Annotated in this window: 15 protein-coding genes; 4 read left to right on the top strand and 11 right to left on the bottom strand. The window is 71.6% G+C overall.

Annotation, left to right across the window (positions count from 1 at the left end; genetic code table 11):
* Window positions 1-140: 140 nt before the first annotated feature.
* Window positions 141-1,424 (bottom strand): ATP-grasp domain-containing protein, encoded by a 1,284-nt coding sequence (locus ACFV57_RS21675; protein WP_385234571.1) that lies wholly within the window; start codon window positions 1,422-1,424, stop codon window positions 141-143.
* A 328-nt stretch (window positions 1,425-1,752) separates the two neighbouring features.
* On the opposite strand from ACFV57_RS21675, the gene fahA reads away from it, so the two are divergent.
* The 4 genes from fahA to ACFV57_RS21695 all read left to right on the top strand — a co-directional run bounded on the left by fahA (window position 1,753) and on the right by ACFV57_RS21695 (window position 4,755).
* Window positions 1,753-2,952 (top strand): fumarylacetoacetase, encoded by a 1,200-nt coding sequence (gene fahA, locus ACFV57_RS21680; protein ID WP_385234574.1) that lies wholly within the window; start codon window positions 1,753-1,755, stop codon window positions 2,950-2,952.
* On the top strand, window positions 2,949-3,671 hold the full coding sequence (locus ACFV57_RS21685) for a GPP34 family phosphoprotein (protein ID WP_385234577.1): 723 nt from the start codon (window positions 2,949-2,951) through the stop codon (window positions 3,669-3,671). The genes fahA and ACFV57_RS21685 overlap by 4 nt, the downstream gene beginning before the upstream one ends.
* A 79-nt stretch (window positions 3,672-3,750) precedes the next feature.
* The gene (locus ACFV57_RS21690) at window positions 3,751-4,245 is read left to right on the top strand and encodes a hypothetical protein (protein ID WP_385234580.1); all 495 of its coding nucleotides are present in this window, start codon (window positions 3,751-3,753) and stop codon (window positions 4,243-4,245) included.
* Window positions 4,246-4,413: 168 nt separating this feature from the next.
* A complete protein-coding gene (locus tag ACFV57_RS21695; RefSeq protein WP_385234583.1) occupies window positions 4,414-4,755 on the top strand; it encodes a hypothetical protein in 342 nt (113 codons plus the stop codon).
* A gap of 177 nt (window positions 4,756-4,932) precedes the next feature.
* Here ACFV57_RS21695 and nuoN read toward each other — a convergent pair whose 3' ends face one another.
* The 10 genes from nuoN to nuoE are packed head-to-tail and all read right to left on the bottom strand — an operon-like array spanning window position 4,933 to window position 18,142.
* A complete protein-coding gene (gene nuoN / locus ACFV57_RS21700; RefSeq protein ID WP_385234586.1) occupies window positions 4,933-6,585 on the bottom strand; it encodes an NADH-quinone oxidoreductase subunit NuoN in 1,653 nt (550 codons plus the stop codon).
* Complete coding sequence (locus tag ACFV57_RS21705; protein WP_385234589.1) at window positions 6,582-8,198, bottom strand: NADH-quinone oxidoreductase subunit M; 1,617 nt, start codon at window positions 8,196-8,198, stop codon at window positions 6,582-6,584. The genes nuoN and ACFV57_RS21705 overlap by 4 nt, the downstream gene beginning before the upstream one ends.
* Before the next feature lie 3 nt (window positions 8,199-8,201).
* Window positions 8,202-10,148 (bottom strand): NADH-quinone oxidoreductase subunit L, encoded by a 1,947-nt coding sequence (gene nuoL, locus ACFV57_RS21710; RefSeq protein WP_385234592.1) that lies wholly within the window; start codon window positions 10,146-10,148, stop codon window positions 8,202-8,204.
* Window positions 10,149-10,160: 12 nt separating this feature from the next.
* Window positions 10,161-10,460, bottom strand: a complete 300-nt coding sequence (gene nuoK, locus ACFV57_RS21715; protein ID WP_003983361.1) for an NADH-quinone oxidoreductase subunit NuoK — start codon at window positions 10,458-10,460, stop codon at window positions 10,161-10,163.
* Window positions 10,457-11,269, bottom strand: coding sequence for an NADH-quinone oxidoreductase subunit J (locus ACFV57_RS21720; protein WP_385234595.1), 813 nt, complete (start codon window positions 11,267-11,269; stop codon window positions 10,457-10,459). The genes nuoK and ACFV57_RS21720 overlap by 4 nt, the downstream gene beginning before the upstream one ends.
* On the bottom strand, window positions 11,266-11,913 hold the full coding sequence (gene nuoI / locus ACFV57_RS21725; RefSeq protein WP_385234598.1) for an NADH-quinone oxidoreductase subunit NuoI: 648 nt from the start codon (window positions 11,911-11,913) through the stop codon (window positions 11,266-11,268). The genes ACFV57_RS21720 and nuoI overlap by 4 nt, the downstream gene beginning before the upstream one ends.
* Complete coding sequence (gene nuoH, locus ACFV57_RS21730) at window positions 11,906-13,282, bottom strand: NADH-quinone oxidoreductase subunit NuoH (protein WP_385234861.1); 1,377 nt, start codon at window positions 13,280-13,282, stop codon at window positions 11,906-11,908. The genes nuoI and nuoH overlap by 8 nt, the downstream gene beginning before the upstream one ends.
* On the bottom strand, window positions 13,282-15,888 hold the full coding sequence (locus tag ACFV57_RS21735; RefSeq protein WP_385234601.1) for an NADH-quinone oxidoreductase subunit G: 2,607 nt from the start codon (window positions 15,886-15,888) through the stop codon (window positions 13,282-13,284). Before ACFV57_RS21735 ends, nuoH begins: the two co-directional genes overlap by 1 nt.
* Complete coding sequence (gene nuoF / locus ACFV57_RS21740; RefSeq protein WP_385234604.1) at window positions 15,885-17,243, bottom strand: NADH-quinone oxidoreductase subunit NuoF; 1,359 nt, start codon at window positions 17,241-17,243, stop codon at window positions 15,885-15,887. The genes ACFV57_RS21735 and nuoF overlap by 4 nt, the downstream gene beginning before the upstream one ends.
* On the bottom strand, window positions 17,240-18,142 hold the full coding sequence (gene nuoE / locus ACFV57_RS21745) for an NADH-quinone oxidoreductase subunit NuoE (protein WP_385234864.1): 903 nt from the start codon (window positions 18,140-18,142) through the stop codon (window positions 17,240-17,242). Before nuoE ends, nuoF begins: the two co-directional genes overlap by 4 nt.
* Window positions 18,143-18,157 lie beyond the last annotated feature (15 nt).

Below are 18,157 nucleotides of genomic sequence, written 5' to 3' on the forward strand. Positions count from 1 at the left end.
TGGTTCCCCTCCCCAGGGTGTTGCTGATCCGGCAGTGCTCCCCACTGCCCTGGCGAGGAACTGCTCCATGGCTCCCCCGCTCTCCCCTGCCGTCCCCCTTACCGTTCCCGCTCCGCACGGCCCCGGCGCCCTCCGCGCCGCTACGGCCGCGTCTGCCGGAACGCCCCGCTGTCCGCCGCCGCCCGCGCCCGTCTGCTCGCGCGCCGCAGCTCCACCAGGTGCCGCGCCCCCGGCCCGACGAACCGGGCCAGCATCGTGAAGAACGGTTTGAGGTCGTCGGCGGCCAGCCACGCCAGCTCGGTGCCGGTGGCGCGGTCCGGCGCGTGCGGCGTCGTGTAGCCGCTGCGGCGGTACGCGAGCAGCGCCGGCAGGTCGATGTTCTCCACGACGAACCGCTGCCCGGCGCGCTGCTCCCCCTCCGGCACCTTGCGGCCGGTCAGGTCCAGGTGCTGCGCCCGTACGACGTCGATCCCCGCCTCGTTCTCGAACAGCCGGAACTGGGCGCCCATCCGCGGGTTGAAGTCCAGCAGCTTGTACGCGCCGTCCCGGCGGTCGTAGCGCCAGTCCAGGTCGATGATGCCGCTGAAGCCGATGCGCTTGATGAACTGGGCGGTCATGTCGGACAGTTCCGGATTGTCCACGACGTACGCGCAGGCCGTCATACCCGCGTGCGGCGGCCAGGAGCGCACCTTGACCCCGGTGAACAGGGCCAGCGCGCTGCTGTCCGCGTCGAAGTACGCGTGCACGATCCAGTCCTCGGCCTCCTCCCGGGGCAGGTACTCCTGGAGGATCACCCCCGGCCGCGGGCCCCAGTCGCGGGCCAGGCCGAGCAGCTGGCCGGGGCCCGAGATCCGGGTCGTACCGGCCACCGCGGGGTGCCGGCGCCGCTGGAAGGCCTCGCGGTTCTTCGCCACGACCGGAAACCGCGCCCGCGCGGCGAAGTGCTCGATGTCGGACAGCGACTCCGGGAAGGCGGCGGCCGGTGACGGCACGCCGTGCTCGACGCAGAGCTCGTGCAGCCCCTGTTTGCTGGCCAGGCGGCGCGGCAGCCGGGCCTCGGTGCGCGGGAAGAGGAAATGACCGCCGAGGACGTCGGCGAATTCCCCTATCAGGACGGCGGCCTCCTCATCGGTCGGTATCAGGACCGCGGGCCGGCCGATGCGTTTGCCGATGCGCAGCAGCACCTCGGCGAGCCGCTGCGGGTCCTCGCGGCCGGTGGTCGGCCAGACGCAGCGTCCGTGCAGGTAGCGCGAGACGGCGGCGGGCGTGAACCGGTCCTCGGTGATCGCGTACATGGGCACGCCGAGGCGCCCCAGGCTGCGGATCGCCCCCACCCCGCCGTGGTGCAGCGGATAGTCGCCGATCTTCACGATGAGCCCCGGAACGGTCCGGTCCACCGCGAACGATGTGCTGCTACGAGCCACCTGACCCCCCAACGGCACGCGTCCCACCCCGGCCACGCCCCGCAAGGAAGTTAGAGCCGAACTGACCGTTCCGGGACCGTTTTTCAGGACATTGCGAACTCTTTAGCCTGCTTTGCCAACGCCTTTGGCGCTGTTCCGTTTCCCTTCTCTTCCCCTGGCCGCCCGGAGCACCTCCGCCTCCCGTCATCCGCGGCCGCCCCCGCCGTCCGATTGCCCATCCCCTCACAGGCCGATGGGCCGTAACCTGATCGGCGTGCCGCCGACCCACCGGCCGGGGCCGCGGCCACAGGTGACGACGCACGCGAGACGACCACGCGAGGAGCCGTACATGCCCGAGCACCACCCGCTCGACCTGCCCGAGGACCACCCCTTCGGGCCGCACACCCTCCCCTACGGCGTCTTCAGTACGGCGGACGAGCCGGACCGGCGACGCATCGGCGTCCGCTACGGCGACCACGTCCTCGACCTGAACACGCTCGCCGCCACCTCCGAGTCGCCGCACGCCGACCTGCTCGCGGCGCCGACCCTGAACCCGCTGCTCGCCGCGGGCCGCGACGTCTGGCGGGCCGTGCGGGAGGCCGTCCGTACGGCGGTGACCGACCCCGCACACCGCGGCGCCACCGAGTCGCTGCTGATCCCGCTGTCCGGTGTGACGCTGCACCTGCCGTTCGAGGTCGCGGACTACGTCGACTTCTACGCCAGCGAGCACCACGCCACCAACGTCGGCCGGATCTTCCGCCCGAACGCCGACGCCCTCACCCCCAACTGGAAACACCTGCCGATCGGTTACCACGGCCGGTCCGGCACGGTCGTCGTCTCCGGCACCCCGGTCGTGCGGCCCAGCGGCCAGCGCAAGGCACCGGCCGACGCGGCACCCGTCTTCGGCCCCTCCACCCGTCTGGACATCGAGGCGGAGGTCGGCTTCGTCGTCGGCACGCCGTCCGCGCTCGGCGAGCCGGTCGGCCTCGACGGCTTCCGCGACCACGTCTTCGGCGTCTGCCTGGTCAACGACTGGTCGGCGCGCGACATCCAGGCCTGGGAGTACGTGCCGCTGGGCCCCTTCCTCGGCAAGTCCTTCGCGACCTCCGTGTCCGCCTGGATCACGCCGCTGGACGCGCTGGACCACGCCCGTACGGCGCCGCCCGCCCGGGACGTTCCCGTACTCCCCTATCTGGATGACACGGGCGCCGAGCGGGGCGGCATCGACCTGCGCATCCAGGTCGACATCAACGGCGAGACGGTCGCCCGCCCGCCCTTCTCCGCCATGTACTGGACGGCCGCCCAGCAGCTCACCCACATGACGGTCAACGGCGCCTCGCTGCGCACCGGCGACCTCTACGCCTCCGGCACGGTCTCCGGACCCGAGCCGGACCAGCTCGGCTGCCTCCTCGAACTGACCCAGGGCAAGGGACCGTTCCTGGAGGACGGCGACGAGGTCACCCTCACCGCCTGGGCGCCGGGGCCCGAGGGCTCCCGGATCGGCCTGGGCGAGGTCACCGGACGCATCCGGCCCGCGCGTACGTCATGACCGGGCCCGGGGCGGGGAGCGAGCGGGGCGGTCCGCACGGGGGCGCGGCGGACGGCGCGGCGGGCGATGGCCCGGGCCGCGGGCCCACCCTGCCCGAGGACCTGCTGCTCCTCGCCCTGGACCCGGAGCGCGGCAAGCCGCTGTGCGAGCCCGCCCATCTCCGGTACGGCCTGGCCGGCGCGGCCCTCGCCGAGCTGGCGTGGGCCGGCCGGGTCGGCGAGGGCCGCGGCGGCCGGATCGCCGTGCTCAGCCCGCTGCCGCTCGGCGACCCGCTGCTGGACGGCGCGCTGGCCGCCCTGCCCGGCCCCGCGAAGGGCGGCCAGGGTGGCGAGATCAAGGCCCGGCGCTGGTTACGGAGCGCCGCGCACGGCATCGACGAGCTGTGCCGGCAGCGGCTGGAACAGCGCGGCGCGATCCGCCGGGAGTCCCGGCGCGCACTCGGCATCTTCCGCTACGAACGTCTGACGGCCGGACCGGTGGATCTCGCCGGGCCGGCCCGCGCGCGCTTCAAAGGCGCCCTGGCCGGCGCCTTCGCCGACCCGCGCGACCGGACGTACGCGGCCCTCGTCGCGGCCGTCCACCTGGACCGCAAACTGACGCCGGGCCGCGACCAGCGCTCCGTACGCCGCACGCTCAAGCGGCTGGTCCGCGAGGACTGGATCGCCCGCGCGGTCCAGTCCGCCGTGCAGTACGACGAGGCGGCGAACGCGGGCGGGTGAACGCGGTGGATGCGGGTGAACGCGGGTGAGCCACGTTGCTAGCCTCTCGTCTCCCTGTCCCACAACGGAGGAGACGTACGTGCGCAAGGCAGCGCAGATCGCCGGGACGGCCGTCGTAGCCGCACTGCTGCTCAGCGGCTGCGGCAGCGGCGGCGGAGGCGGCAGGAGCGACGCGGCCGGTGAGCCGGGCAAGGCACCGGCCGCCTCCCCCTCGCAGCCCGCCGGCGACAAGCCCGCGGACGGTCCGAGCGCCCTCGACGGCGCCTGGACGGCCAGGACCGGCGACTCGCACCTGACCCTGGTGATCTACCGGGGCATCGCGTCGATGGGCCTCGGCAACGACAGCGGGACGGCCTGCCAGGGCAAGGTGGAGACGATGGGCGTCACGATGATCGCCCTGAAGTGCATGGGCGGCCACGCCACCCGCACCATGGGCACCGTAAAGCCCGGCGCCGACGGCAGGACGCTCAAGGTGAGCTGGAAGGGCGGGCCCACCGACGACTTCACCAAGGCCGAGGGCAAGCTGAAGCTGCCCGGGATGCCGAGCCTGCCGCCGGGCACACCGGCGTCCTGACGGGCCCTCACCCCCTCGGCCGTACCGCGGCCCTGACCGGCGCGAACGGCTGAGGGCCGCTACGCCACCAGGGGTGTTTCCGGGGCGGCGCCGGGTAAAGACGAGGCGCGCTGAGCCATATTCACTCCGAGTAGTTGCTCGACACCGACAACCACGAGGAGTCACGAGATGCGCCTGCGCACCTCCGTCGCCGCCGCCTTCGGCGCGGCCGTACTCGCCCTGACCACCCCGACCTCGGCCTTCGCCGCCGAGGGGGTCTTCTCCTACGGCTTCAACACCGGCAACACCCTGGACCAGCGCGGGGCCCTCTTCGACCCGCCCGGCAAGCAGTGCATCACCATCAAGCTGCCGAAGGACGCCGACTTCGCCTACGCCGCGCTCAACCGGACGGACGCCACCGCGACGCTCTTCGCCGACGACGACTGCAGCAGCGACGTCTACTTCGTCGTGCCGCCCAACAAGGCCGCCCCGAAGAAGGTCCTGGTCCGCTCGGTGATGTTCTCCCGCTGAGCCCGGCCCCACCCCCGCCGACCCGCGCCTTCCGTACTCCGGCCGGCCCTCCTCGCACGTCGCTTCGGGCCGCGCCGGTCTCCTTCGCCACAGTGGCGCCACGGCCGCCGCCCGGCACCCACGCAGGGGCACCGGACGGCGGCCGTGGACCGTGGGCCGTCCCGCGACGGCCGTCGCTCAGCGCACGAACACCCCCGCCTGGCCCGCCAGGTCGAGGAAGTACTGCGGCGCCAGGCCCAGCACGAGCGTGACCGCGACGCCGACCGCGATGGCCGTCATCGTCAGCGGGCTGGGCACCGCCACCGTCGGGCCGTCCGCCTTCGGCTCGTTGAAGAACATCAGCACGATGACGCGGATGTAGAAGAACGCGGCGATGGCGGAGGAGACGACACCGACCACGACCAGCCAGCCGGCGCCGCTCTCCGCCGCCGCCTTGAACACCGCGAACTTCCCGGCGAAACCCGAGGTCAGCGGGATACCGGCGAAGGCCAGCAGGAAGACGGCGAAGACCGCCGCGGTCAGCGGCGAGCGCCGGCCCAGCCCCGCCCACTTCGACAGGTGCGTCGCCTCGCCGCCCGCGTCCCGCACGAGCGTGACCACCGCGAACGCGCCGAGCGTCACGAACGAGTAGGCCGCCAGGTAGAACAGGACGGAGGAGATGCCGTCCTTGTTGGTGGCGATCACACCGGCCAGGATGAACCCGGCGTGCGCGATGGAGCTGTACGCCAGCAGGCGCTTGATGTCGGTCTGGGTGATCGCGACGATCGCGCCGCCCAGCATCGTGACGATCGCGACGCCCCACATGACCGGCCGCCAGTCCCAGCGCAGCCCCGGCAGGACCACGTACAGCAGCCGCAGCAGCGCGCCGAACGCGGCGACCTTGGTGGCCGCCGCCATGAAGCCGGTCACCGGGGTCGGCGCGCCCTGGTAGACGTCCGGCGTCCACATGTGGAACGGCACCGCGCCGACCTTGAACAGCAGCCCCATCAGCACCAGCGCCGCGCCGATCAGCAGCAGCGCGTCATTGCCCATGGTGTCGGCCAGCGCCGGGTTGATCTGCTTGGCGCCGTCGCCGACGACCTGCGCGATACCGGAGTACGTGACCGTGCCCGCGTACCCGTACAGCAGGGCGATGCCGAACAGCAGGAACGCGGAGGAGAACGCCCCGAGCAGGAAGTACTTCACCGCGGCTTCCTGCGACAGCAGCCGCTGGCGGCGGGCCAGCGCACACAGGATGTACAGCGGCAGGGAGAAGACCTCCAGCGCGACGAACAGCGTCAGCAGGTCGTTGGCCGCGGGGAAGACCAGCATCCCGCCGACCGCGAACAGCGCGATCGGGAACACCTCGGTCGTGGTGAACCCGGCCCTGACCGCCGCCCGTTCGGCCTCGCCGCCGGGCACCGCGGCGGCCTGCGCCGCGAAGGAGTCCACCTTCTTGCCGTGCGCGGCCGGATCGAGCCGGCGCTCGGCGAAGGTGAACGTGGCGACCAGCGCCACCAGCAGGATCGTGCCCTGGAGGAAGAGCGCCGGGCCGTCCACGGCGATGGCGCCCATCGCCGCGATCTTCGCCTTGGTGCTGCCGAAGCCGCCCGCCGCCAGCCCCACGACGGCCGCGAACCCGGCGGCCAGCGCGAGCACGGACAGCAGCAGCTGGGCGTGGTAGCGGCTGCGCCGCGGCAGGAACGCTTCCAGTACGACGCCGACGACCGCGGCCCCCAGCACGATCAGCGCCGGGGCCAGCTGGGCATACTCGATCTTCGGCGCCGGGATCTTGGCCGGCGCCTCGGCCGCAATGGTCCACAGGCTGTGGACGCTCGCCACGGAACTCACTTCGCGGCCTCCGCATCTGCCTTCACGGGTACGTCGGGGCGGGGATCGTGCTGGTCGACGACGGACAGGGTGTGGTCCACCGCCGGGTTGACCAGGTTCGTCAGCGGCTTCGGATAGACACCGAGGAAGAGCAGCAGCGCGATCAGCGGGGCGACCACGGCCAGCTCCCGCGCCTTGAGGTCGGGCATCGCCCGCACCTCGGACTTCACCGGGCCGGTCATCGTCCGCTGGTAGAGGACGAGCACGTACAGCGCGGCGAGCACGATGCCGACGGTGGCCACGACGCCCACGGCCGGATAGCGGCTGAACGTGCCCACCAGGACCAGGAACTCGCTGACGAACGGCGCGAGGCCCGGCAGCGACAGCGTCGCCAGACCACCCACCAGGAACGTGCCGGCCAGCACCGGCGCGACCTTCTGCACCCCGCCGTAGTCGGCGATCAGCCGCGAGCCGCGGCGCGAGATCAGGAACCCGGCGACCAGCATCAGCGCGGCCGTCGAGATGCCGTGGTTGACCATGTAGAGCGTCGCGCCGCCCTGGCCCTGGCTCGTCATCGCGAAGATGCCCATGACGATGAAGCCGAAGTGGGAGATGGACGCATACGCCACCAGGCGCTTGATGTCGCGCTGGGCGACCGCGAGCAGCGCCCCGTACAGGATGCTGATCAGCGCGAGGACCAGGACGACCGGGGTGGCCCAGCTGCTGGCCTCCGGGAAGAGCTGGAGGCAGAAGCGCAGCATCGCGAACGTGCCGACCTTGTCGACCACCGCGGTGATCAGTACGGCGACGGGCGCGGTGGACTCGCCCATCGCGCCCGGCAGCCAGGTGTGCAGCGGCCACAGCGGCGCCTTCACCGCGAAGGCGAAGAAGAAGCCGAGGAACAGCAGCCGTTCCGTACCCGTGCCCAGCGCCAGCTTGCCGTCCGCGCGGGCCTGGACGATCTCCGTCAGGGAGAACGTGCCGCTGCCGAGCTGGTCGGCGGTGGCCGCGTACAGCCCGATCACCGCGGCGAGCATGATCAGGCCGCCGGCGAGGTTGTAGAGCAGGAACTTCACGGCGGCCTGCGAGCGCAGCGTCGCGCTGCCCTCCTCGCCGCCGGTCCCCGCGCGGTCCCCGAAGCCGCCGATGAGGAAGTACATCGGGATGAGCATGGCTTCGAAGAAGATGTAGAAGAGGAAGACGTCGGTGGCCTCGAAGGAGATGACCACCATCGCCTCGACGGCGAGGATCAGCGCGAAGAAGCCCTGGGTGGGCCGCCAGCGCCGGTTGGGTGTGGCGTCCTCCAGGGGGTCGGCGTCGTGCCAGCCCGCGAGGATGACGAACGGGATCAGCAGTGCGGTCAGCGCGATCAGCGCCACCGCGATGCCGTCCACACCCAGCTCGTACCGGACGCCGAAGTCCTTGATCCAGGCGTGCGACTCGGTGAGCTGGAACGGGCCCTCGGCGCCCGCGTCGAAGCGGACCGCGACCACCGCGGCCAGCACCAGGGTGGCCAGCGAGAACAGCAGCGCCAGCCACTTGGCGACGGTGCGCTTGGCGGCGGGCACGGCGGCGGTGGCGATCGCGCCGAGCGCCGGGAGGGCCGCGGTGGCCGTCAGAAGGGGAAAGGACATGGCTCAGACACCCCTCATCAGCAGGGTCGCGGCGATCAGCACGGCCGCACCGCCCAACATCTGTACGGCGTACGAGCGGGCGAAGCCGTTCTGCACCTGGCGCAGCCGGCCGGAGAGGCCGCCCATCGACGCCGCCGTGCCGTTGACCGCGCCGTCCACGACGGAGTGCTCCATCTGGACCAGGGCCCGGGTCAGCTCCCCGCCGCCGCGCACCAGCACGGCGTGGTTGAAGTCGTCCTGGAGCAGGTCGCGGCGGGCCGCGCGGGTCAGCAGCGAGCCGCGCGGGGCGACGGCGGGGACCGGCTTGCGCCCGTACTGGAGGTAGGCGAGCGCGACGCCGAGGACCATCACCACGATGGTGGCGGTGGTGATCGCCCCCGCGCCGATCGGCGGATGGCCGTGCTCGAAGGAGGTGACCGGCTCCAGCCAGGTCACGAACGCCTCGTTAAGGCTGAACAGCCCGCCCGCGAAGACCGAGCCGACGGCCAGCAGGATCATCGGGATCGTCATGGACTTCGGCGACTCGTGCGGATGCGGCGGGGTGTACGCGCCCCGGGTTTCGGCCGCGGGCTCCACCGACGGCTCGTCCGGGGACGGCGTCGGCGCCTTGCGCCAGCGCTCCTCGCCGAAGAACGTCATCAGCATCACCCGCGTCATGTAGAACGCGGTGATCGCGGCGCCCAGCAGGGCGGCGCCGCCGAGAATCCAGCCCTCCGTGCCACCCTTGGCGAACGCCGCCTCGATGATCTTGTCCTTGGAGAAGAAGCCGGACAGACCGGGGAAGCCGATGATCGCCAGATAGCCGAGGCCGAAGGTGATGAAGGTGACCGGCATGTACTTGCGCAGGCCGCCGTAACGGCGCATGTCCACCTCGTCGTTCATGCCGTGCATCACCGAGCCGGCGCCGAGGAAGAGGCCCGCCTTGAAGAAGCCGTGGGTGACCAGGTGCATGATCGCGAAGGCGTAGCCGATCGGGCCGAGCCCGGCGGCCAGGATCATGTAGCCGATCTGCGACATCGTCGAGCCCGCGAGGGCCTTCTTGATGTCGTCCTTCGCACAACCGACGATCGCACCGAACAGCAGCGTCACCGCGCCGACCACCACGACGGCGGTCTGCGCGTCCGGCGCCCCGTTGAAGATCGCGCCGGAGCGGGTGATCAGGTAGACGCCGGCGGTCACCATCGTCGCCGCGTGGATCAGGGCGGAGACCGGGGTCGGGCCCTCCATCGCGTCGCCCAGCCAGGACTGCAGCGGGACCTGCGCCGACTTGCCGCAGGCGGCGAGCAGCAGCATCAGGCCGATGGCGGTGAGCTTGCCCTCGGAGGTGTCGCCCACCGCGCCCAGCACCGGGCCGAACGCGAACGTCCCGAACGTCGTGAACATCAGCATGATCGCGATGGACAGGCCGACGTCACCGACGCGGTTGACCAGGAACGCCTTCTTCGCCGCCGTCGCCGCGCCGGGCTTGTGCTGCCAGAAGCCGATGAGCAGGTACGAGGCCAGGCCCACGCCCTCCCAGCCGACGTACAGCAGGAGGTAGTTGTCGGCGAGGACGAGCAGCAGCATGGCCGCGAGGAACAGGTTCAGATAGCCGAAGAAGCGGCGGCGCCGCTCGTCGTGCTCCATATAGCCGATCGAGTAGATGTGGATCAGCGATCCGACACCGGTGATCAGCAGGACGAACGTCATGGACAGCTGGTCGAGCTGGAAGGCCACATCCGCCTGGAAGCCGCCCACCGGCACCCAGCTGAACAGGTGCTGGTGCAGGGTGCGGTGCTCGGCGTCGCGGCTCAGCAGCTCCGTGAACAGGGGTACGGCCAGGGCGAAGGACGCCAGCGCGAGCAGCGTGCCGAGCCAGTGGCCCGCCCGGTCCAGTCTCCTGCCGCCGCACAGCAGCAGGGCCGCGCCGACCAGGGGGGCCGCGACGAGCAGGGCGATCAAGTTCTCCACGTTTACGACCCCTTACAGCTTCATCAGGCTGGCGTCGTCGACCGAGGCCGTGTGGCGGGTGCGGAAGATGGACACGATGATCGCCAGGCCCACCACGACCTCGGCCGCGGCGACGACCATCGTGAAGAACGCGATGATCTGACCGTCCAGATTTCCGTGCATCCGCGAGAAGGCCACGAAGGCGAGGTTGCAGGCGTTCAGCATCAGTTCGATGCACATGAACACCACGATGGCGTTCCGCCTGATCAGCACCCCGGCCGCGCCGATGGTGAACAACAGGGCGGCGAGGTAGAGGTAGTTGACCGGGTTCATCGCTTCGCCTCCTCGCTGCGGCCCAGCCACTCTTCGGAGCGCTGTTCCAGCGCCTTCAGTTCGGCGAGCGACTCACCGGAGACGTCGCGGATCTGGCCGCGCTCGCGCAGCGTCGGGTTGACGGTCAGCTCGGACGGCGTGCCGTCGGGGAGCAGACCGGGGACGTCGACGGCGTTGTGCCGGGCGTAGACGCCGGGGGCGGGCAGCGGGGGCACTTGCCTGCCCTCGCGGATACGGGCCTCGGACTGCTCGCGCTGGGACTTGGCGCGCTCCGTGCGCTCCCGGTGCGTCAGGACCATCGCGCCGACCGCCGCCGTGATCAGCAGGGCGCCGGTGACCTCGAAGGCGAAGACGTACTTGGTGAAGATCAGCGCGGCCAGGCCCTGGACATTGCCCCCGGCGTTGGCCTCGCCGAGGCCGTTGAAGTGCTTCAGCGAGGCGTTGCCGAGGCCGGCGACGAGCAGGATGCCGAAGCCGAGGCCGCAGGCGGCGGCCAGCCAGCGCTGGCCCTTGAGCGTCTCCTTGAGGGAGTCGGCCGCCGTGACGCCGACGAGCATGACGACGAAGAGGAACAGCATCATGATCGCGCCGGTGTAGACGACGATCTGCACGACGCCGAGGAAGTACGCGCCGTTGGCGAGGTAGAACACCGCCAGGATGATCATGGTGCCGGCGAGTGAGAGGGCGCTGTGCACGGCGCGCCGCATCAGGATCGTGCAGAGCGCGCCGATCACCGCGACCGTACCGAGAATCCAGAACTGCACCGCCTCGCCGGTGGAGGCCGCCGCGGCCAGGGAGGTCGTCGTCACCGGGTCACCTCCCGGGAGGCCGGCTCGTCGGGGCCGAAGGTGGAGGCGGCCTCCTGGGGCGCCGCGGTGTCCGCGCCGCCCGCGCCGTCGGCCGTCTCGCCCTTCGACGTGGCCACCTGGCGCTCCGTGCCCGGCGCGGCCTCGGTGACCAGGCCGCGGTAGTAGTCCTTCTCCGTCATGCCGGGATAGATGGCGTGCGGGCTGTCGACCATCGTGTCCTCCAGCCCCGCGAGCAGCTCCTCCTTCGTGTAGATGAGCGATTCGCGGGACCGGTCGGCGAGTTCGTACTCGTTGGTCATGGTCAGCGCGCGGGTGGGGCACGCCTCGACGCACAGGCCGCACAGGATGCAGCGCAGGTAGTTGATCTGGTAGACGCGGCCGTAGCGCTCGCCGGGGCTGTAGCGCTCCTCGTCCGTGTTGTCCGCGCCCTCCACGTAGATCGCGTCGGCCGGGCAGGCCCAGGCGCACAGCTCGCAGCCGACGCACTTCTCCAGGCCGTCGGGATGCCGGTTGAGCTGGTGGCGGCCGTGGAAGCGCGGCGCCGTCGGTTTCTTCTCCTCCGGATACTGCTCGGTCAGCCGCTTCTTGAACATGGCCTTGAAGGTCACGCCGAAGCCGGCCACGGGGTTCTGGAAGTCAGGCACCGTCGCCCCCCTTTCCGTCCTTGTCGATTCCGTCACTGACAGTGTCCACCCCACCACTGACAATCAACTCGCGCTCCCGTCGCGGCCTGCGGCGCGGCACGGGTGGCAGGGTCTGTCCGGGCAGCGGCGGCACGGGGAAGCCGCCCGCCATGGGGTCGAAGGCCGGCTCCTGGTCCGGCTCCTCCTTCTCGCCCCGCCGGAAGAAGTCGGCGACGAGCGAGACCAGCAGGACGGCGATGGCCGCGCCGCCCACGAACATCACGATCCGCTGGAAGTCGTAGCCCTCGTTCTTCAGGGCCCGTACGGTCGCGACGAGCATCAGCCAGACCATCGAGACCGGGATGAGGACCTTCCATCCCAGCTTCATGAACTGGTCGTAGCGCACGCGGGGCAGCGTGCCGCGCAGCCAGATGAAGAAGAACAGCAGCAGCTGGACCTTGATGACGAACCAGAGCAGCGGCCACCAGCCGTGGTTGGCGCCTTCCCAGAAGGTGCTGATCGGGTACGGGGCCTTCCAGCCGCCCAGGAAGAGGGTCACCGCGACCGCCGAGACGGTCACCATGTTGATGTACTCGGCGAGCATGAACATCGCGAACTTGATCGACGAGTACTCGGTGTTGAAGCCGCCGACCAGGTCGCCCTCGGATTCCGGCATGTCGAACGGTGCGCGGTTGGTCTCGCCCACCATGGCGACGATGTAGATGATGAAGGAGACCGGCAGCAGCAGCACGTACCACTTGTCCTGCTGGGACTCCACGATCGTCGAGGTCGACATCGACCCGGAGTAGAGGAAGACCGCCGCGAAGGACATGCCCATCGCGATCTCGTACGAGATCATCTGGGCGCACGAGCGCAGGCCGCCGAGCAGCGGGTACGTCGAGCCGGAGGACCAGCCCGCCAGCACGATGCCGTAGATGCCGACGGAGGCCGTGGCCAGGATGTAGAGCACGCCGATCGGCAGGTCGGTCAGCTGCATCGTCGTCCGCTGGCCGAAGATCGAGATCTCGTTGCCGGCCGGGCCGAAGGGGATCACCGCGACGGCCATGAAGGCGGGTACGGCCGCGACGACCGGCGCGAGGACGTACACCGCCTTGTCGGCCCGCTTGACGACCAGGTCCTCCTTGAGCATCAGCTTGATGCCGTCCGCGAGGGACTGGAGCATGCCCCAGGGGCCGTGCCGGTTGGGTCCGATGCGCAGCTGCATCCACGCGACGACCTTGCGTTCCCAGACGATCGAGAAGAGCACGGTCAGCATGAGGAACGCGAAGCAGAAGACCGCCTTGACGGCGATCAGCCACCACGGGTCGCGGCCGAACATCGACAGGTCTTCCTGGGCCAGCGCACTGCCGGACAGGGCCAGGTGCTGCATCACGCGTCCACCTCCTCGACCGGGCCGGACGCCGTGCCCGCGGCGCCGGTGGCACCCGGCTCGGGGCCCCGCCCACCGGCCCCGGACACCGCCGCGACCTTCACCAACTCCCCGGGCCGCGCGCCCGTGTCGGCGGCGACCCCGCCGCCCGCCGAGTTCAGCGGCAGCCACACCACCCGGTCGGGCATCGGGGTGACCTGGAGCGGCAGCCGTACGGACCCGCCGGGCCCGGTGACCGCCAGCAGGTCGCCGTCCTTGACGCCGCTCTCCTCGGCGGTGGCCGCCGACATCCGGGCGACCGCCGCGTGCCGCGTACCGGCCAGCGCCTCGTCGCCCTCCTGCATCCGTCCCTGGTCGAGCAGCAGCTTGTGGCCCGCCAGCACGGCCTCGCCGGGCTCCGGCCGCGGCAGCGCGCGCCCGGTCTCCAGCGGGTCGGTGGCGTACGAGCCGCCCCACGGCCCCAGCGCGGTCAGCTCCCGCCGTACCGCCCGTACGTCGGGCAGCGCCAGGCGGATGTCCATCGCGTCGGCGAGCATGTGCAGCACCCGGGCGTCCGGCAGCAGGTGCCGCCGCGTCATCTGGTCGGGCTTGAGCGCGGCCTCGAACGGCCTGGCGCGGCCCTCCCAGTTGAGGAAGGTGCCGGACTTCTCCACGACCGCCGCGACCGGCAGGACGACGTCCGCGCGCTCTGTGACGGCCGACGGCCGCTGTTCCAGGCTCACCAGGAAGCCCACCGAGTCCAGCGCTTCCAGGGTCCGCGCCGGGTCCGGCAGGTCCGCCGGGTCGACGCCCGCCACGAGCAGCGCGCCCAGTTCCCCGCCGGCCGCGGCGGCCACGATCTGGCCGGTGTCCCGGCCGTGCCGCTGCGGCAGGTCGGCGACGCCCCAGGCGGCGGCGACCTCCTCACGGGCGCGCGGGTCGGTCGCCGGGCGCCCGCCCGGCAGCAGCCCCGGCAGCGCACCGGCCTCCACGGCCCCGCGCTCCCCGGCCCGCCGGGCGATCCACACCAGTTGGGCGCCGGTCGCGGCGGCGGCCCGTACCGCCGCGGTGAGCGCGCCCGGCACCGTGGCCAGCCGCTCACCGACGACGATCACCGATCCCTCGCCGCGCAGCGCCTCGGCCGCGGTACGCCCCGCGCCCTCCAGGCCCGCCCGTCGCCCGCCACCACCCTCCACGGGAAGGCGCTCCGCGCCTGCTGCCTCATTGCCGGCCAGCGCGTCCAGCCACTCCGTCTCCGTGCCGGGCGCCGCGGGCAGCAGCGTGCCGCCCGCCTTGATCAGGCCGCGTGTCGCGTGGGACGCGAGCCCGAAGGTGCGCTGCCCGCGCTTGCGATGGGCCTTGCGCAGCCGCAGGAAGACGCCGGGCGCCTCCTCCTCCGCCTCGATCCCGGCGAGGAGGACGGCCGGCGCCTTCTCCAGGGAGGCGTAGGTGACTCCGGGCCCCTCCAGGTCACGGCCGCGCCCGGCGACGCGCGCCGCCAGGAAGTCGGCTTCCTCGGCGCTGTGCGGGCGCGCCCGGAAGTCGATGTCGTTGGTGTCCAGCGCGACCCGCGCGAACTTGGCGTAGGCGTACGCGTCCTCGACGGTCAGCCGCCCGCCGGTGAGCACTCCGGTACGGCCCTTGGCGGCGCCCAGCCCGCGCGCCGCCGCCTCCAGGGCCTCCGGCCAGCTCGCCGTGGCCAGTTCGCCGGTCTCCGCGTCCCGCACCATGGGGTACTCCAGCCGGTCGCGCTGCTGCGCGTACCGGAAGCCGAAGCGCCCCTTGTCGCAGATCCACTCCTCGTTGACCTCGGGGTCCTCGGCGGCCAGCCGCCGCATGACCTTGCCGCGCCGGTGGTCCGTACGGACCGCGCAGCCGCCCGCGCAGTGTTCGCAGACGCTCGGCGAGGACACCAGGTCGAAGGGGCGCGAGCGGAAGCGGTAAGCGGCCGAGGTCAGCGCGCCGACCGGGCAGATCTGGATGGTGTTGCCGGAGAAGTACGACTGGAAGGGTTCGCCCTCGCCCGTACCGACCTGCTGGAGCGCTCCCCGCTCGATCAGTTCGATCATCGGGTCGCCCGCGACCTGGTTGGAGAAGCGGGTGCAGCGCGCGCACAGCACGCACCGCTCACGGTCCAGCAGCACCTGCTTGGAGATCGGCACCGGCTTCTCGAAGGTGCGCTTCCTGCCCTCGAACCGGCTGTCGGCCTGCCCGGCGGACATGGCCTGGTTCTGGAGCGGGCACTCGCCGCCCTTGTCGCAGACCGGGCAGTCCAGCGGGTGGTTGATCAGCAGCAGTTCCATCACGCCGCGCTGCGCCTTCTCGGCGACGGGCGAGGTGAGCTGGGACTTGACCACCATGCCGTCGGTGCAGGTGATGGTGCAGGAGGCCATCGGCTTGCGCTGGCCCTCCACCTCCACGATGCACTGGCGGCAGGCGCCGGCCGGGTCCAGCAGCGGGTGGTCGCAAAAACGCGGGATCTCGATGCCGAGGAGTTCGGCGGCCCGGATGACCAGCGTCCCCTTGGGGACGGAGATCTCGATGCCGTCGATCGTCAGCGTGACGAGGTCTTCGGGCGGTACGGCCGCCCCGCCGGCCCCGGTGGGGGCGTCGCTGGTGACGGTCATGCGTTCACCCCCAGGTGAGCGTCGGTGTCGGCCCAGGCGGTCGACCTGGCGGGGTCGAAGGGGCAGCCCTTGCCGGTGATGTGCTGCTCGTACTCCGCGCGGAAGTACTTCAGCGAGGAGAAGATCGGGGACGCGGCGCCGTCGCCGAGCGCGCAGAAGGACTTGCCGTTGATGGTGTCGGCGATGTCGTTGAGCTTGTCGAGGTCGCTCATGCGGCCGCGGCCGGCCTCGATGTCGCGCAGCAGCTGGACGAGCCAGTAGGTGCCCTCGCGGCAGGGGGTGCACTTGCCGCAGGACTCGTGCGCGTAGAACTCGGTCCAGCGGGTCACGGCCCGTACGACGCAGGTGCTCTCGTCGAAGCACTGGAGTGCCTTGGTGCCGAGCATCGAGCCCGCGGCGCCGACGCCTTCGTAGTCCAGCGGCACGTCGAGGTGCTCGTCGGTGAACATCGGCGTGGAGGAGCCGCCGGGCGTCCAGAGCTTCAGCCGGTGGCCCGGGCGCATCCCGCCGCTCATGTCGAGCAGCTGGCGCAGCGTGATGCCCAGCGGGGCCTCGTACTGGCCGGGGTTGGCGACGTGGCCGCTGAGCGAGTACAGCGTGAAGCCCGGGGACTTCTCGCTGCCCATCGTCCTGAACCAGTCCTTGCCCTTGTTCATGATGGCGGGAACCGACGCGATGGACTCGACGTTGTTCACGACAGTGGGGCAGGCGTACAGGCCCGCCACCGCGGGGAAGGGAGGACGCAGCCGGGGCTGTCCGCGACGGCCCTCCAGGGAGTCCAGCAGCGCGGTCTCCTCGCCGCAGATGTACGCGCCCGCGCCCGCGTGCACGACGACATCCAGGTCCAGGCCCGAGCCGAGGATGTCCCGGCCGAGGAATCCCGCGTCGTACGCCTCCCGGACGGCCTCGTGCAACCGCCGCAGTACGGGCACGACTTCACCGCGCAGGTAGATGAAGGCGTGGTTCGACCGGATCGCGTGACACGCGATGACGATGCCCTCGATCAGGGAGTGCGGATTGGCGAAGAGCAGCGGGATGTCCTTGCAGGTGCCCGGCTCGGACTCGTCGGCGTTGACGACGAGGTAGTGCGGTTTGCCGTCGCCCTGCGGGATGAACTGCCACTTCATCCCGGTGGGGAAGCCGGCGCCGCCGCGCCCGCGCAGCCCGGCGTCCTTGACGTACGCGATCACGTCGTCCGGTGGCATCGCGAGGGCCTTGCGCATGCCCTCGTAGCCCTCGTGGCGCAGGTAGGTCTCCAGCGTCCAGGAGCCCGGCTGGTCCCAGAAGGCGGAGAGTACGGGCGCGAGCAGCTTCTCCGGGTTGGCTTTGCTGACTTCGGCGGCCACGGTCATCACTCCCCCTCCTCGGCGGTCGGCCCGGCAATGTCACCGCGGGGCGAAGCCCCTCCATCCGGGGTGGTGGCGGGAGACGGGTGGGCAGGGTCGCTGGCCGAGGTCTCGCGCGGTGCGTCGTGCGAGCTGGGGTGGGTGGCCGGCGCCTCGCCCGGGGCCCGTCCGGAGGGCCCGCCCTCGGCTTCGGCGGGGTCCGCGCCCCGCTGCGGTACGACGTGGTCCGCCGGGCCCGCGCCCGGTACGGCCTCGCCCTTGGCCAGCCGCAGCCCGACCAGCGACGCGGGCCCGGCCCCGCCGGTGGCCTCCACCGCGCCCGGCCGTGCGTCGGGGAACCCGGCGAGGATGCGGGCCGTTTCCTTGTATGTGCACAGCGGCGCGCCCCGGGTCGGCTCGACGGTCCGCCCCTCCCGCAGGTCGTCCACGAGCCGCTTCGCGCTGTCCGGCGTCTGGTTGTCGAAGAACTCCCAGTTGACCATCACGACGGGCGCGAAGTCGCAGGCCGCGTTGCACTCGATGTGCTCCAGCGTGACCTTGCCGTCCTCGGTGGTCCCGCCGTTGCCCACCCCCAGGTGCTTCTGCAGCGCCTCGAAGATCGCGTCGCCGCCCAGCACCGCGCACAGGGTGTTGGTGCACACCCCCACCTGGTAGTCGCCACCGGGCCCGCGCCGGTACATGGAGTAGAACGTGGAGACCGCCGTGACCTCGGCCGTCGTCAGGTCCAGCAGCTCGGCGCAGAAGCGGACGCCGGTACGGGTGATGTGGCCCTCCTCCGCCTGGACGAGGTGCAGCAGCGGCAGCAGCGCGGAGCGCGAGCCGGGGTAGCGGGCGATCACCTCCTTGGCGTCCGCTTCGAGCCGGGCCCTTACATCGGCCGGATAGTCGGGGGCGGGGAGCTGCGGCATCCCCAAACTGACGTC

It is taken from the genome of Streptomyces sp. NPDC059788 (genome assembly GCF_042732265.1).
Taxonomy (GTDB): Bacteria; Actinomycetota; Actinomycetes; order Streptomycetales; family Streptomycetaceae; genus Streptomyces.